15 protein-coding genes are annotated in these 15,086 nt (G+C 58.5%); 12 read left to right on the forward strand and 3 right to left on the reverse strand.

All coding sequences use genetic code 11. The annotated features are described in order from the left end of the window. Positions 1–20 precede the first annotated feature (20 nt). Together GOW56_RS11905 and rsmI are read right to left on the reverse strand one after the other, a co-directional pair. Positions 21–392 (reverse strand): YraN family protein, encoded by a 372-nt coding sequence (locus tag GOW56_RS11905; RefSeq protein WP_171119670.1) that lies wholly within the window; start codon positions 390–392, stop codon positions 21–23. 1 nt (position 393) lies between these two features. After that, on the reverse strand, positions 394–1,251 hold the full coding sequence (rsmI, locus tag GOW56_RS11910; protein ID WP_171206024.1) for a 16S rRNA (cytidine(1402)-2'-O)-methyltransferase: 858 nt from the start codon (positions 1,249–1,251) through the stop codon (positions 394–396). 88 nt (positions 1,252–1,339) lie between these two features. Here rsmI and GOW56_RS11915 point away from each other — a divergent pair, with 88 nt between their 5' ends. The 3 genes from GOW56_RS11915 to murJ are packed head-to-tail and all read left to right on the forward strand — an operon-like array spanning position 1,340 to position 6,817. Then, positions 1,340–2,500, forward strand: a complete 1,161-nt coding sequence (locus tag GOW56_RS11915; RefSeq protein ID WP_152456871.1) for a penicillin-binding protein activator — start codon at positions 1,340–1,342, stop codon at positions 2,498–2,500. After that, positions 2,460–5,279 (forward strand): [protein-PII] uridylyltransferase, encoded by a 2,820-nt coding sequence (locus GOW56_RS11920; protein ID WP_371807905.1) that lies wholly within the window; start codon positions 2,460–2,462, stop codon positions 5,277–5,279. The genes GOW56_RS11915 and GOW56_RS11920 overlap by 41 nt, the downstream gene beginning before the upstream one ends. Next, complete coding sequence (gene murJ / locus GOW56_RS11925; RefSeq protein WP_171206025.1) at positions 5,276–6,817, forward strand: murein biosynthesis integral membrane protein MurJ; 1,542 nt, start codon at positions 5,276–5,278, stop codon at positions 6,815–6,817. The genes GOW56_RS11920 and murJ overlap by 4 nt, the downstream gene beginning before the upstream one ends. Here the strand turns inward: murJ and GOW56_RS11930 are convergent, their stop codons facing one another. Next, a complete protein-coding gene (locus GOW56_RS11930; protein WP_171171106.1) occupies positions 6,818–7,504 on the reverse strand; it encodes a rhomboid family intramembrane serine protease in 687 nt (228 codons plus the stop codon). Positions 7,505–7,590: 86 nt separating this feature from the next. On the opposite strand from GOW56_RS11930, the gene trpS reads away from it, so the two are divergent. From trpS to GOW56_RS11975, 9 genes are all read left to right on the forward strand, one after another. Next, the gene (gene trpS, locus GOW56_RS11935; RefSeq protein ID WP_171206026.1) at positions 7,591–8,619 is read left to right on the forward strand and encodes a tryptophan--tRNA ligase; all 1,029 of its coding nucleotides are present in this window, start codon (positions 7,591–7,593) and stop codon (positions 8,617–8,619) included. Positions 8,620–8,678: 59 nt separating this feature from the next. Next, on the forward strand, positions 8,679–9,542 hold the full coding sequence (locus GOW56_RS11940; RefSeq protein ID WP_171206027.1) for a branched-chain amino acid aminotransferase: 864 nt from the start codon (positions 8,679–8,681) through the stop codon (positions 9,540–9,542). A 77-nt stretch (positions 9,543–9,619) separates the two neighbouring features. Next, the gene (locus GOW56_RS11945) at positions 9,620–10,075 is read left to right on the forward strand and encodes a universal stress protein (protein WP_152456865.1); all 456 of its coding nucleotides are present in this window, start codon (positions 9,620–9,622) and stop codon (positions 10,073–10,075) included. A gap of 9 nt (positions 10,076–10,084) precedes the next feature. Continuing rightward, on the forward strand, positions 10,085–10,678 hold the full coding sequence (locus GOW56_RS11950; protein ID WP_171206028.1) for a 2-hydroxychromene-2-carboxylate isomerase: 594 nt from the start codon (positions 10,085–10,087) through the stop codon (positions 10,676–10,678). Between the two features lie 69 nt (positions 10,679–10,747). Beyond that, positions 10,748–11,311 carry a NifU family protein gene (locus tag GOW56_RS11955; protein ID WP_152456863.1) on the forward strand — a complete coding sequence of 188 codons (564 nt, stop codon included), beginning with the start codon at positions 10,748–10,750 and terminating at the stop codon, positions 11,309–11,311. Next, on the forward strand, positions 11,301–11,891 hold the full coding sequence (tsaB, locus tag GOW56_RS11960; RefSeq protein ID WP_152456862.1) for a tRNA (adenosine(37)-N6)-threonylcarbamoyltransferase complex dimerization subunit type 1 TsaB: 591 nt from the start codon (positions 11,301–11,303) through the stop codon (positions 11,889–11,891). The genes GOW56_RS11955 and tsaB overlap by 11 nt, the downstream gene beginning before the upstream one ends. Beyond that, complete coding sequence (locus GOW56_RS11965) at positions 11,888–12,322, forward strand: N-acetyltransferase (protein WP_171206029.1); 435 nt, start codon at positions 11,888–11,890, stop codon at positions 12,320–12,322. The genes tsaB and GOW56_RS11965 overlap by 4 nt, the downstream gene beginning before the upstream one ends. Before the next feature lie 139 nt (positions 12,323–12,461). Beyond that, positions 12,462–13,460: a BMP family protein gene (locus GOW56_RS11970; protein ID WP_171119679.1), complete on the forward strand. Its 999-nt coding sequence runs from the start codon at positions 12,462–12,464 to the stop codon at positions 13,458–13,460. Positions 13,461–13,555: 95 nt separating this feature from the next. Then, complete coding sequence (locus tag GOW56_RS11975) at positions 13,556–15,085, forward strand: ABC transporter ATP-binding protein (RefSeq protein WP_171206030.1); 1,530 nt, start codon at positions 13,556–13,558, stop codon at positions 15,083–15,085. Position 15,086 lies beyond the last annotated feature (1 nt).

Raw genomic sequence — 15,086 nt, forward strand, 5'->3', positions numbered from 1 at the left:
GCCTGAGGGTTCAATGGGGCTTAGGCGTGACCGAAGGCGTTTTCGATGATTTGAACCGCGCCAGTACCATCTACCAGTGCCGCGTCAAATCGGACATTGGTCAATTGCCCACCCGGTTCGTTTTCCAGGTATTGCGCGGCCGAGGCACAGATTCGGTCAATTTGTCTTTGGCTGATCCGGGCTGCAGCATTTTCGAAACTGGAGCTTTTCTTGACCTCGATGAACACTAGCCCATCGCCGTCCCGCGCAATCAGATCGATTTCACCACCGGCACCCCGCCACCGATGATGCGCAATTGCAAACCCCCGGCGCTCGTAGTCCGAGGCGACCCGAAGCTCGGCCGACTGCCCCGCCTGGTAGGAAACCGAGCCCTGAATTGCACGCCGCCCCATGTCATCCCTTTCCCAGTTTCAGAGCTTTCTGGTAAATTGGACGGCGCGGCAGATCATACATTTCTGACACAAGATCCGCTGCGTCCCTGACCGAATGAGTTTCCAAAGCTCGCTTCAAAGCCTCTTCTACGTCGGATTCGTTAACACTTTGCGAATGGCTACGGTCAACCAGCAGAACGATCTCACCCTTGACCGGTTTTTCCTGAATTTCTGCCGCCAGATCGGCCAGTCTTCCACGGCGAATTTCTTCGAACTTTTTCGTCAGTTCACGGCACAAAGCCGCCTGACGGTCTGCCCCCAGGCATTCCGCAAGATCTGCAAGGCTGGCCGAGACGCGTTTTGGGGATTCATAGAACACCAAGGTGCCTGGTATGTTTTTCAAAGCCTCAATCCGGGTCCGGCGTGCGCCCGATGCATTGGGCAAGAAACCTGCGAAAAAGAATGAATCCGTTGGCAGGCCCGCCAGGGTCAGCGCTGTTATGGCAGCGGATGCCCCGGGCGCACAGGTCACCATATGCCCGGCTTCGGCCGCCTGCTTGCCCAGATCATATCCCGGATCAGCGATCAGCGGCATACCCGCCTCGGATGCATAGGCGACCGATTGCCCCTGCGCCAGGGCATCCATAAGCTTGCCACGCGCCCCGGCGCCGCTGTGATCATGGTAGGCTTGGATATGCCGACCCTCCAGGGGAATGCCATGGATTTCCATCAACCGCCGCAGGCTCCGGGTGTCCTCCGCCGCTATCACATCAGCCGAGGCCAGAACATCCAGCGCCCTGAGCGTAATATCGCGCGCGGTTCCGATCGGAGTGGCAACAAAATACAGGCCCGCAGCCAATCTGATCTTTTGGAAATTCAAAGCTGGACCCTCACAGCATGACGTTTATTATCGCGGCTCAACAGAACAGAAGCATTCACAGCCGCCGGATCAGGGAGTTTTCATTTAGATGTTTACCGTTTGCAAGCCCGTAAGCAAGCTGGCGAAAGCCGCCATTGCCCTGACGACCGCAGCGTTTCTGGCCGCTTGTGAGCCGGGCGGCGTTGGGGGTGGCCCTTCGATTGACACGTCGAATCCTGTTCCGGTTGCTTTGCTGGTTCCCCGCTCGGGCGACGCCGCGCTGGCGCAGAGCCTTGAGAATGCGGCCCGTATGGCAATGTCCGATCTGCCTAACGTCAAAATCGACCTGCGTGTTTACGATACGGCAGGAAACCCGACCACGGCGACAGCGGTGGCCCAGCAGGCCGTTGCCGAAGGCGCCAAGATCATTGTCGGCCCTGTTTACGCCCAGGCGGCAAACGCTGCCGGACTGGCCGTACTGAACAATAACGTGAATGTTCTTTCGTTCTCGAACAACACCAGCATTGCGGGTGGCAATGTATTTGTACTTGGACCGACCTTTGAAAACACCGCCAACCGGCTGGTGAATTATGCGGGCAGGCAAGGCAAAACGAACACGGTTATCGTGCACAGCAATGATGCCGCGGGGCAAGTGGGGCAAGCTGCCATCGCCAATGCTCTGGCAAACAGCCGGGTCAACAATGCGGGAACGGTCGGATACGACCGGTCGCAACAGGGTGTCATCAACTCGGTTCCCACCATCAAGGCCACCGTCGATTCGACAGGGGCGGACTCGATTTTCATGACGGCAACGACAGCGGGTGCCTTGCCACTTTTCTCGCAATTGCTGCCTGAGGCCGGCGTTTCTCCGGCGACGACACAATTCATCGGTCTAACCCGTTGGGATATCCCCCCGCAAACGCTGGAGCTGCCGGGCGTGCAAGGGGGATGGTTCGCCCTGCCCGACCCGTCAAAGGCCCAAGCCTATCGTCAACGCTATAACGCGACATATGGAGAAGCCCCTCATCCGATCAGCGGTCTGGCCTATGACGGAATAGCGGCGATTGGTGCTTTGGTCAGCCAGGGCAAATCCAATGCTCTGACCGGTGCTGCCCTGACCCAAAATGCCGGTTTCCAAGGTGTTGGCGGTATCTTCCGCCTCCGCCCGAACGGCACCAATGAACGCGGCCTTGCCGTAGCGACGATTCAGAATAAACAGGTGGTTGTGATTGACCCTGCCCCGCAAAGCTTCTCTGGTGCCGGTTTCTGAGCGATCGGGCGAGACCATGGCGCCGGATGGCGCGCTAATTTGCCCTGCCGAAAACATCTTTGACAGCGTCAGCGTCAATGATGCGCTGGCTGAGGTGTTCGAGACCAGCTCTGACAACAGCAAAATGCGCTCTGAAACAGTGCGCATCCTGCGTGACGCTCAGAAAGCGGGTCGAAAAGCCATTGCCGATGCCTTCAGCGAACGTCCGTTCGACGCGCGCGCGCTGACCCGGTCCTATACCTACCTGACGGACCAGCTGGTCGGAACGGCAATGCTGGTCTCCAGCACGCGCTTGCATCCGCTTGCGACGCCAACACAAGGTGAAAAGATCGCCGTACTGGCCGTTGGCGGATACGGGCGCGGTGAAATGGCGCCGTCTTCGGATGTCGATCTGCTGTTTCTGACCCCCTACAAAATCACCGCCTGGGCCGAGAGCGTCATCGAATCGATGCTTTATATCCTTTGGGATCTCAGGCTCAAGGTCGGGCATTCTTCGCGCACGATCAAAGACTGCCTTCGGCTGGGCACCGAGGATTTCACGATCCGCACCGCAATGCTTGAACAACGCTATCTGGCGGGCGACAAGGCGCTGGCCGACGAGCTTGAGCGGCGCCTGAAAACCGAGCTGTTCAAAGGAACCGAGCGGGAATTCATCGAAGCCAAACTGAACGAACGAGATGAGCGGCACCTGAAACAGGGAGAGCGCTACAAGGTCGAACCCAATGTGAAAGAGGGCAAAGGGGGGTTGCGCGACCTCCAATCCCTCTACTGGATCGCAAAGTACATCTATGGCGTTCAGGACGTGGCCGAGCTTGTGCCTTTGGGTCTGTTCACCCCGGAAGAGTTCAAGACTTTCGTTCAGGCCGAAGAATTTCTTTGGGCTGTTCGTTCGCATTTGCATCTGGTGACGGGTCGCGCCACCGAGCAACTGACTTTTGACATGCAGGTCGAGGTTGCCGCGCGCATGGGCTATGAGGATCACGCCGGTCGCCGGGCGGTCGAAGTGTTCATGCAACGCTATTTCCGCGAAGCCACGCGTGTGGGCGAGTTGACGCGGATTTTTCTGACGAAGCTTGAGGCGCTGCACGTGAAAGGCGCACCTTTGCTGGAGCGTATTTTCCGCAGGCGCCGGCGGGTCAAAGCGGGATACCGGGTTGTTCACGGTCGTCTGGACGTAGCGGACCCTGACAAATTTCTGTCCGACAAGGTAAACCTTCTGCGCCTGTTCGAAGAAGGCTTGCGAACGGGAATGCTGATCCATCCTGACGCTATGCGTCTGGTGGCGGCAAATCTGCATCTGATCGACGACGAAATGCGCAATGACAAAGAAGCGCGGCGCATCTTTCTTGACCTGATGCTGAAACACGGCAACCCAGAGCGAGCCTTGCGGCGGATGAACGAACTGGGTGTACTGTCCGCCTTCCTGCCCGAGTTCGAGCCCATCGTGGCAATGATGCAGTTCAACATGTACCACAGCTATACGGTGGACGAGCATACCATCCAGTGCATCGTGAACCTGGCCCAGATCGAACGCGGAGAGCTGATTGAATCGCTGCCTCTTGCCTCTTCGATTCTGAAAGGTGGGGTCAATCGCAAGGTGCTGTATGTCGCCCTGTTGCTGCATGATATCGCCAAAGGACGACCCGAAGATCACTCGATCCTTGGGGCACAGATCGCACGCAAGGTCGCGCCACGATTGGGTCTGAACAAAGCGGATTCGGAGACGGTGGAATGGCTGGTGCGCTATCACCTGCTGATGTCCGACATGGCACAGAAACGCGACATTTCGGACCCCCGCACAGTGCGTGATTTTGCCAAAGCAGTCCAAACAGTCAAACGGCTGGACCTGTTGACCGTTCTGACCGTCTGCGACATTCGCGGCGTGGGGCCGAATACCTGGAACAACTGGAAAGCCACGCTGCTGCGTGCCCTTCACGCTGAAACCAAGCGCGCGCTGGAAACCGGGATGGAGGACCTCAACCGCGCCAATCGCGGCGCCGAGGCAAAGAAAGCCCTGCGCACCGAACTGGCAGCTTGGTCCAAGGCCGACCTCAAATCCGAGACGGGGCGCCACTACGACCCGTATTGGCAGGGTCTCAATCTGGCCACACATGTCGAGTTTGCGAACATGCTGCGTGCGCTGGAACAAAGCGGCGACCCCGGCGCGATGGAGATCCGCCTGCAACCGGACGAGGATCGCGACGCAACCCGAGCCTGTTTTGCCATGGGCGACCACCCCGGTATCTTTGCCCGCATTGCCGGCGCGCTGGCCCTGGTCGGCGCGAATGTCGTGGATGCGCGCAGCTATACGACCAAAGACGGCTATGTCACCGATGCATTCTGGATTCAGGACGCCGAAGGGCACCCGTTTGAAGCCTCGCGCCTGCCACGTCTGACGCAGATGATCCACAAGACGCTGCGCGGAGAAGTGGTAGCCAAAGAAGCGCTGAAGTCACGCGACAAAATCAAGAAACGTGAACGTGCCTTCAACGTGCCGACGCATATCACTTTCGACAACGAAGGCTCTGAGATCTACACGATCATCGAAGTGGACACCCGTGACCGTCCCGGTCTGCTGTTCGATTTGACCCGGACCCTTGCCGCAGCGAATGTTTACATCGCCAATGCCGTGATCGCGACCTATGGCGAACAGGTGGTCGATACGTTTTATGTCAAGGACATGTTCGGCCTGAAGTACCATTCGGAAAGCAAACAGCGCGGGCTTGAGGCGAAACTGCGCAAAGCGATCACCGAAGGCGCCGAGCGTGCGGCCTCATGAAGCAAATCCGGTTGTTTTCGGGCCTGTTCACGGTCGGCTTCTGGACGCTCGCCAGTCGAATTCTGGGGTTCCTAAGGGAAATTCTGTTGACCGCCTTCATCGGTCCCGGACCGGTGATGGACGCCTTTGTTGCGGCCTTTCGCCTGCCGAACATGTTCCGCCGCTTCTTCGCGGAAGGCGCTTTTAACGCGGCCTTTGTGCCGATGTTCTCAAAACGGCTGGAAGCGGACGAGAACCCGCAGGGGTTCGCGCAGGACGCGTTCAGCCTGCTGGCAGTGGCGGTTCTGGCACTGGTCGGGCTGGCCATGGTGTTCATGCCCGGCCTTGTGTGGCTGACGGCCGAAGGGTTCTATGGCGATGAGCGGTTCGATCTGGCCGTGGATTATGGGTATGTCGTGTTCCCATATATCCTGTTCATGTCTCTGGCAGCGCTGTTTTCCGGTGTCCTGAACGCGACCGGCCGGTTCGCGGCAGCGGCGGCAGCACCAGTTCTGCTGAACATCTTTGCCTGCACCGCGCTGATCGCCGGGGCCATCTCTGGCGGCGAGGTGATACGATGGCTGATCTCGGTCATTCCGGTCGCCGGTGTCGCACAACTGGTGCTGGTCTGGGTGGCGACCGAACGTGCAGGTATCCGTATCCGCCCCGGCCTGCCCCACCTGACGCCCGAGATGCGCCGGATGGTCCGCATCGCGGTTCCCGCCGCCTTGGCCATGGGGGTTACGCAGGTCAATCTGGTGGTCGGACAACTGGTGGCATCAAAAACTGAAAAGGCCGTGAGTTGGTTGTTCGCCGCGGATCGCCTGTACCAACTGCCTTTGGGCGTCGTCGGAATCGCCATTGGCATTGTCCTGCTGCCTGACCTGTCCCGCCGCCTGCGCGCCGACGACAAGGAAGGGGCCCGCAACGCGTTTTCCCGCGCCGGTGAATTCATGCTGCTGTTGACGCTGCCCTCGACCGTGGCATTCCTGATCATCCCGAACCCGCTGGTTTCGGTGCTGTTCGAACGGGGACAGTTCAGCCCCGAGGATACCGCTGCGACAGCGCTGGCGGTCGCGATCTATGGCATCGGTCTGCCTGCATTCATGCTGCAAAAACTGCTGCAACCCCTTTTCTTTGCGCGCGAGGATACACGTTCCCCGTTCCGCTATGCGGTGGTCGCAATGGTCGTGAACGCGGCATTGGCGTTTGGCCTTTTCCCGCTGGTGGGTTGGATCGCCCCTGCGATTGCCGCGTCAACTGCCGGCTGGGCCATGGTTGTTCTTCTGGCGATCGGGGCACGTCGCATGGGCGAAGAAGCGCGTTTCGATGATCGTTTCAGGGCACGTGCGGGCCGGATCGTTCTAGCCTCGGTCGGTATGGGCGCGGTTTTGTTTGCGTTGATCCACTTCTTAGGTTGGACGCTGGACATTCCCGGTTGGCGCTATCTTGCGCTTTTGGTCCTGATCGTGGTCGCCGCCGTCTCGTATTTCTGTCTTGGTCATGTCCTGGGAGCGTTCAAATTGTCAGAGTTCAAACGCGCCTTGCGCCGGGCCTGATCAATCGCGGCGGATGCGCCCGACGATCCGGGCCCAGGCCCCCGGCGCCACCAGAAATGACATGCCAAAGCCAGTGGCAAACCCGCCCAGATCGGCGACCCATTCCGCGTTTCCGCCGAAGATCAGACCAAACAGGAACTGAATGCCCATCAGAACGGCGATCAGTTGGAACGCTCTTGCCTGATTTGCCCCCACAAGCGACAGTTTGCGCCACAACAACCACGTGAATGCTCCGATCAAGCCATAAACAGGTGGAAACCCTCCGATCAGGGGATAGCGCGGGTCCAGCAAAACGGCATAACTCAACGCGCCGCCAATCCCCGAGACGACGAAGATCAGCAGCATGGGGACACCACCGAAAACCTCACCAACCATTTTTCCCATCGCCAGAACGAAGACACAGACAAAAATCGCCTGCGTAAAGTTGGCGGATACAAAGGGATAGGTCACGAACCGGACCAGATGTTCGAACGGCCAACGCCCGTTCAGCACCATCCAATCGAAAATATCCGCCGAGAAGGCATAGTGCTGTATCGCGTCTAGACGCCAACCCACGGCCGCCGGCCCTCCGATCAAACCGCGCGATCCCAGCGTGAAGGCCAGTTCGACGCCGATGATGAACAGAACCAGCGCCACCACAACGGGCGGCAACGGGTTTACGGCGGGTGTGTAATGCTCACTGCTCATCGGGCTGGCCTTTCGCGGCTGTTGACGTCCCTTTGCCTCATGGGTAAGCGACGGGGGCTGATTTTTCCAGACAGGAGTTCCCTTTGATGACCGAGACCCAGTTCACGCCCCGCGTGTTTTCCGGCGCACAGCCTTCGGGTAACCTGCACCTCGGCAATTATCTCGGTGCGCTTCGGAACTGGGTGAGAATGCAAAGCGAGGAATTTGAAACCATCTATTGCATGGTCGATCTTCATGCAATCACGGTCTGGCAAAATCCAACCGAGTTGCAGCATGCAACGCGGGAGCTTTGTGCCGGTTACATCGCTTCTGGGCTAAACCCCGAAAAATCGATTTTGTTCAATCAAAGCCAAGTGCCGGAACACGCGCAACTGGCTTGGATATTTAACTGTGTTGCTCGTATGGGTTGGATGCAGCGCATGACCCAGTGGAAGGACAAGGCCGGCAAGAACCAGCAGAACGCTTCGCTTGGCTTGTTTGCCTATCCTGCTCTGATGGCTGCGGACATCCTCATCTACCACGCGACCCACGTACCGGTCGGGGAAGACCAGAAACAGCATCTTGAGCTGACTCGCGACATCGCCATCAAGTTCAACAACGATTTCGGCGTCGATTTCTTTCCCGTCACCGAGCCGGTGATCGAAGGTGCGGCCACACGGGTCATGAGCCTGAGGGACGGATCAAAGAAGATGTCGAAATCCGATCCTTCTGACATGAGCCGGATCAACCTGACGGATGACGCCGAAGCGATTGCCAAGAAAATCCGCAAAGCCAAGACCGACCCTGATGCTCTCCCGTCAGAGGCCGAAGGGCTCGAGGACCGCCCCGAGGCGCGTAACCTGGTCAATATCTACGCGGCCCTGAACGATCAAACCATCGAACAGGTTCTGTCCGAAGTAGGCGGCAAGCAGTTCGGTGAGTTCAAACCGATGCTGGCCGATCTGGCAGTGGCGAAACTGGCTCCGATCTCGACCGAAATGTCACGCCTGATGGGGGATCAGGCCGAGATTGACCGGATTCTCGCCCGCGGCGCCGAGCGCGCACGTGAAATCGCTGCTCCGATCCTGCAAAAGACCTACGAAATCGTTGGCATGGTCGGCGCCGCATCACGCTGATTGCACTGGACCTTCGCCTGACGCCCTCCTAGGGTTTGCCTGAATCAAAGGAGGGCGTCATGGCAACCGGCACGAACATCCGGACCTATTTTCAAGGCCAATGGCATGAGGGGGACGCACCCATCATGCGCGCGGCGGATCATGGCGCCTGGCTGGGATCTTCGGTCTTTGACGGCGCGCGATATTTTGACGGCGTGGCCCCGGATCTGGAGGCCCATTGCGCACGGGTGAACCGGTCAGCCGAAGCCTTGATGCTGACGCCGACCATGACGACCGAACAGATGGTCGAGTTGGTACGCGAAGGGTTGCAGGCCTACAGCCCGGACACAGCCGTTTACATTCGTCCGATGTACTGGGGGATCGACGGTGACAGCACGGCCATAGTTCCGCAGGAAAACAGCACCGGTTTTGCCATCTGCCTGGAAGAAATCCCAATGGCCCCGGAAACCGCGTCGGCCACTCTGTCGACCACGCGCTTCCGCCGCCCGGTTCTGGAAAGCGCGGTCGTAAACGCCAAGGCGGGGTGCCTTTACCCCAACAACGCCCGCATGCTGCAAGAGGCGCGCTCGAAAGGCTTTTCCAACGCTTTGGTGGCCGATGCGATGGGGCATGTGGCGGAAACGGCGACGGCCAACATCTTCATGGTGAAGGATGGCGAAGTCTTTACACCGATCCCGAACGGAACCTTCCTGGCTGGAATTACCCGAGCACGGCATATCAAAAACCTGCGCGCAGATGGAGTAAAGGTCCACGAAACGGTTCTGAGCTACGAGGATTTCCACGAGGCCGACGAGGTCTTCATGTCCGGCAACATGAGCAAGGTCACACCGGTAACTGCGCTGGAGGATACGCAATTTCAGGTGGGTCCTGTTGCTCGCCGTGCCCGCGCGCTCTATTGGGATTGGGCTGCAAGCGAACGCTAGCGCAAAGCCTCAGGCTTGCCCGAGTTGCCAGCGTGCGATCGGTCGGGCATGATCCCGGAAACCTAAAGAGGATACCCATGCGTAAGTTCCTAGTCGTTCTGGATGACAGCCGCGAATGCCTCAACGCGATGCGGTTCGCCGCGATGCGGGCTGCCCATACCGGAGGTGGTGTGACGGTCCTGTCTGTCATCCCGCCCGACGAATTCAATCACTGGATCGGTGTGGCCGAAACCATGCGTGAAGAAGCCCGCGAACGTATCCACGCGCATTTCGAAGTGTTTGCCAAATGGATGCGGGACAAGCAGAACGTGGAACCGGAACTGGCCATTCGCGAAGGCGATCCCGTGGCACAGATCATCGAACATGTTCAGTCCGATCCCGAGATTGGTGTTCTTGTACTTGGGGCAGGGACCGACAAGAAAGGTCCTGGTCCGTTGGTGACTCAACTGACGAAGAATTCGGGTAGCCTGCCGATTCCGATCACGATCGTTCCGGGCAATCTGAGCAAAGAGAAACTGGAAGAAATAACCTGAGGAGCGGCGATGGCGAAGACGATACAGTTCTGGTTCGAATTCGCCTCGACCTATTCCTACCTCAGCGCGATGCGGATCGAAGCGGCCGCGCAAGACAAAGGCGTTGACATTGAATGGCACCCGTTCCTGTTGGGTCCGATTTTCGCGGATCAAGGATGGCACACCTCACCTTTCAACCTGTATCCGGCCAAAGGGCGGTACATGTGGCGCGATATGGAACGTCTGTGCAAGGCGCGCGGGCTTCCTTTTGCAAAGCCTGATCCATTTCCGCAGAATTCGCTCAGGGCAGCACGTTTGGTTCTGGCCATCGAGGATCATCGGGAACGGGCGGCATTTGTTCGGGCCGTCTTGAGCGCCGAATTCGGCGCCGGGCAGAATATCTCCGAGGACAGCGTACTGGCCTCCTGCCTCGACGAAGCAGGGGTGCACAGCGGCGTGCTGAACCGCGCAGGGGACCCGGACATAAAACAGGCCCTGTTCGAACAATCTGCCCGCGCCAAGGCGCTTGGTCTGTTTGGTGCACCAAGTTTTCTGGCCGGGGAAGAGTTGTTCTGGGGCGATGACCGTCTGGATGACGCATTGGAATACTCTTCCACAATTTAGAATTGTTCCAAATCTTGACTTCCCGTGCGCCTGCGCGCATATCAGAAGCACATCAGACGGAGCGCCCTCATGTTCATCCAGACCGAATCCACCCCCAATCCGGCCACGTTGAAATTCCTGCCCGGCCAAACGGTGCTGGAAGCTGGAACAGCGGATTTCCCAACTGCGGAAGCGGGCGAAAAATCCCCTCTGGCCAAACGCATATTTGCGGTCAATGGTGTGACTGGCGTGTTTTTTGGCAACGATTTTGTCACCGTCACCAAATCGGACGACGTTCAGTGGGACCACATCAAACCGGCCATTCTTGGCGCAGTGATGGAGCATTATCAATCCGGCCAGCCTGTTATGGGCGCAGATTCCGCCGGGGCCTCGGGCCATGCCGAGCACTCTGGTGAGGACGCTGATATCGTCAACCAGATCAAGGACTTGCTGGACAGCCGTGTGCGTCCTGCCGTGGCTCAGGATGGGGGTGATATCACGTTCCACGGGTTTGATCGCGGCGTGGTCTATCTGCACATGCAGGGGGCCTGCGCGGGTTGCCCGTCTTCGACATTGACCCTGAAGATGGGTATCGAAAACCTTCTGCGCCATTACATTCCGGAAGTGACCGAGGTTCGCCCTGTTGCCGTCTAACCCGACGATTCTGGCATTTGACACATCGGCCGCGCATTGCGCGGCCGCTTTGTTGCGCGATGGCGAAATCGTGACGTCTCGTGCCGAAGCAATGTCACGCGGACAAGCCGAACGATTGATTCCGCTGTTGGAAGACGTTCTGGCGGAGACCGGATGTGATTGGGCCGGTTTGGACGCGATCGGCGTCGGGATAGGGCCCGGTAACTTCACCGGCATCCGTATTTCGGTTTCGGCCGCGCGGGGTCTTGCACTTGGGCTGGAAATCCCTGCGGTCGGAGTTTCCGGCTTCGATGCCTTGCGTGAGCTGGCGGAAGGCGGGCAGACACCGGCGATCCCTGCCCCGCGCGACCAGGTTTATGTGAAAATGCCCGGTGCCGATCCGTGTCTCTTGCCTCGGGCCGAAGCTGAACTTGGCGGGCCGTTGTATTCCTGCTCTGACCCTGCCTTGCTGGCACAAGCCATCGCCCGGCTGGCCGCGCGGCGCTGGGATCGTACCAGCTTGCCGCCTGCACCTTTGTACGTAAGGCCCGCCGACGCGGCTCCGTCCCGCGATACCCCCCCTGTTCTGCTGAACGAATGACACCGCACGAGATGGCATCGACCCATGCCGCAGCGTTTTCGCACTCGCGCGGCTGGACAGAAGATGAATTCGCCGCCCTTCTTGAAAACCGCTTTACTCATGCCGTCGGAGATTCCCAGTGCTTTGCACTGTTTCAGGTGATTGCGGGCGAAGCCGAGTTGCTGACAATTGCAACCCACCCTTCGTTTCAAAGGCAGGGCCTGGCACTTCGTCTCATGCAGGAATGGCATGATCAAGCGATCGATTTGCAGGCAACGCGTGCCTTTCTGGATGTCGCGGCCGACAACATTGCGGCCATTTCCCTGTACAATCGATGCGGATATCGGCAGTGCGGGTTGCGCAGGGCGTACTATGCACGCGAAACGGGCCAGAAAACTGATGCACTCGTAATGGAATGCCGCCTGCCCCTACGGCAATCGCCCGTTTTTTAGACCATTTGGTCAGAATTCAGTTGACCATGGTGGTTGCAAACCCCCTTAATACCCGCCATCACAACAGTTATGCTCGCTAAAAGTGGGTGAACGGGGCTAATCTGACCCTGTGCCAACAAAATAAAATTGGGAGACTGAAATGACCCTGATGAAATCCTTGATGGGTGCTGCCGCTGCCGTCGCAATGTCAGCCGGAGCGGTTCTGGCCGAACCGGCGGTGATCTTTGACCTGGGCGGCAAGTTCGACAAGTCCTTCAACGAGGCCGCCTATAACGGCGCGCAGCGCTGGGCGAATGAAACCGGCGGCAAGTATCTGGAAATCGAAATTCAGGCAGAACCGCAGCGCGAACAGGCCTTGCGCCGGTTTGCGGAATCCGGTGCAAATCCGATCATCACCATGGGGTTCGGAATCGCTGACGCCCTGGCGGCTGTTGCAAGTGATTACCCCGACACCAAATTCGTCGCTGTTGACGTGACTTGGCTGGACGCTCCAAACATCCGCCAGATTGGCTTTGCCGAGCACGAAGGGTCCTACCTGGTCGGCATGATGGCCGCCATGGCGTCGAAATCCGGCACCGTTGGTTTCATCGGAGGTATGGACATCCCGTTGATTCGCCATTTCGGATGCGGCTATGCCCAGGGCGCTAAGGCCGTGAACCCAGACATCAATGTTGTTGCCAACATGACAGGAACAACGCCTGCTGCCTGGAACGATCCCGTAAAGGGTTCAGAACTTACAAAAGCACAGATCAGCCAGGGCGCTGATGTGATTTACGCTGCGGCCGGCGGAACCGGCGTTGGCGTTCTGCAAACTGCGGCTGACGAGGGCATCCTGTCGATTGGTGTGGACAGCAACCAGAATCACCTGCACCCAGGCAAAGTGCTGACTTCGATGCTGAAGCGTGTGGACGTCGCTGTTTATGAAGCAATGAAAGCAGGCGAAAATGTTGAAACCGGCGTTTTCATCATGGGTCTGGCCGAAGATGGGGTCGGCGTTGCCATGGATGAAAACAACAAAGAGCTTGTTTCGGTTCGCATGAGCGACGCCGTAGACGAAGCCCGCAAGGCGATCATCAACGGCGACATCAATGTTGTAAGCTATTACGAGAACGACAGCTGCCCGGCGCTGCAGTTCTGATAACGCGCGGGGCGGGAGAGTGCCTTCCGCCTCGCCACCCACTTCGCCATCCGGGCGGACAGCCGGATGGGTTTCTCGGCAGTTGAGGGCAAGACATGACCGTCCCAGCCATTGAGCTCAAAGGGATATCCAAAGCCTTTGGGCCAGTTCAGGCCAACAAAGACATCTCGATCAGCGTTGCACCCGGTACGATCCATGGGATCATCGGTGAAAACGGCGCAGGCAAATCCACGTTGATGAGCATTCTCTTCGGCTTTTACAAAGCCGACAAAGGTGAGATCTGGATCAATGGAACCAAGACCGACATCCCGGACAGCCAGACGGCCATCGCCTCAGGCATCGGGATGGTGTTCCAGCATTTCAAGCTGGTGGAAAATTTCACCGTTCTGGAAAACATCGTACTGGGCGCCGAGGATGGCGGGTTGCTGGCGCCATCACTGGCAAAAGCCCGCAAAGAGCTGAAAGAGCTCGAGGAAGAATACGAACTGTTCGTCGATCCCGACAAGCGCATCGACGAGATCGGCGTGGGGATGCAGCAGCGGGTCGAGATCCTGAAGGCGCTGTACCGCAAGGCCGAAATTCTGATTCTGGACGAACCGACCGGCGTGTTGACCCCAGCCGAAGCCGATCAGCTGTTCCGCATTCTCGACCGGCTGCGGTCCGAGGGCAAAACAGTCATCGTGATCACCCACAAACTGCGCGAGATCATGGAAAACACCGACACGGTATCGGTTATGCGGCGCGGGCAAATGACGGCCACGGTCAAAACATCCGAGACCAGCCCCGAGGAGCTGGCCGAACTGATGGTCGGCCGCAAGGTTCTGCTGCAAGTCGACAAAGTGCCCGCGACGCCCGGCAAACCCATTCTCGAGATCGAAAATCTCAGCGTTTTCGATTCGGCCGGTGTTGAACGGGTCAAAAATATCGACCTGACCGTACGCGCAGGTGAGATCGTCGGCATTGCCGGCGTGGCCGGCAATGGTCAATCCGAACTGCTGGAAGTTCTGGGCGGAATGCGTCCCGGACAGGGCACGATCAAGCTGAATGGCGAACCGCTGGCACTGAGTGGGGCCGGATCAGATGGTCAGGCCCGCCGCGCGCATCACATCGCCCACGTGCCCGAGGACCGGCAGCGCGAAGGCCTGATCATGGACTTCCACGCCTGGGAAAACGTGGCCTTCGGATATCACCGCGACCCGGCCTATAAACGCGGTATTTTCATGGACAACGCGGCGTTGCGCGCCGATACCGAAGCCAAGATCGAAAAATTCGACGTCCGCCCGCCCAATCCCTGGTTGGCAGCCAAGAGTTTCTCGGGCGGCAACCAGCAGAAAATCGTTGTCGCCCGCGAGATTGAACGCAACCCTGACCTGCTGCTGGTCGGGCAACCCACGCGGGGCGTGGACATCGGCGCCATCGAGTTCATTCACAAACAGATTGTCGCGCTGCGTGATCAGGGCAAGGCAATCCTGCTGGTATCGGTCGAACTGGAAGAAATCTTCTCGCTCTCGGACCGGATCGCGGTGATGTTTGACGGACATATCATGGGAGAACGCCTGCCCCATGAGACAGATGAAAAAGAACTGGGCCTTCTGATGGCCGGTGTTGCGGGAGAGGCCGCGTAAC

The sequence above is a fragment of the Ruegeria sp. HKCCA0235A genome, assembly GCF_013033235.1.
In the GTDB taxonomy this organism is placed as follows: Bacteria; Pseudomonadota; Alphaproteobacteria; order Rhodobacterales; family Rhodobacteraceae; genus Ruegeria.

Excerpts from the sequence above, each read along its gene's own strand:
- GOW56_RS11905 (WP_171119670.1), bottom strand. The coding sequence starts at position 392 with ATGGGGCGGCGTGCAATTCAGGGCTCGGTTTCCTACCAGGCGGGGCAG.
- trpS (WP_171206026.1), top strand. The coding sequence starts at position 7,591 with ATGACCGAGACCCAGTTCACGCCCCGCGTGTTTTCCGGCGCACAGCCT.
- GOW56_RS11945 (WP_152456865.1), top strand. The coding sequence starts at position 9,620 with ATGCGTAAGTTCCTAGTCGTTCTGGATGACAGCCGCGAATGCCTCAAC.
- GOW56_RS11955 (WP_152456863.1), top strand. The coding sequence starts at position 10,748 with ATGTTCATCCAGACCGAATCCACCCCCAATCCGGCCACGTTGAAATTC.
- GOW56_RS11950 (WP_171206028.1), top strand. The coding sequence starts at position 10,085 with ATGGCGAAGACGATACAGTTCTGGTTCGAATTCGCCTCGACCTATTCC.
- murJ (WP_171206025.1), top strand. The coding sequence starts at position 5,276 with ATGAAGCAAATCCGGTTGTTTTCGGGCCTGTTCACGGTCGGCTTCTGG.
- GOW56_RS11940 (WP_171206027.1), top strand. The coding sequence starts at position 8,679 with ATGGCAACCGGCACGAACATCCGGACCTATTTTCAAGGCCAATGGCAT.
- GOW56_RS11915 (WP_152456871.1), top strand. The coding sequence starts at position 1,340 with ATGTTTACCGTTTGCAAGCCCGTAAGCAAGCTGGCGAAAGCCGCCATT.
- GOW56_RS11965 (WP_171206029.1), top strand. The coding sequence starts at position 11,888 with ATGACACCGCACGAGATGGCATCGACCCATGCCGCAGCGTTTTCGCAC.
- GOW56_RS11970 (WP_171119679.1), top strand. The coding sequence starts at position 12,462 with ATGACCCTGATGAAATCCTTGATGGGTGCTGCCGCTGCCGTCGCAATG.
- GOW56_RS11975 (WP_171206030.1), top strand. The coding sequence starts at position 13,556 with ATGACCGTCCCAGCCATTGAGCTCAAAGGGATATCCAAAGCCTTTGGG.
- GOW56_RS11930 (WP_171171106.1), bottom strand. The coding sequence starts at position 7,504 with ATGAGCAGTGAGCATTACACACCCGCCGTAAACCCGTTGCCGCCCGTT.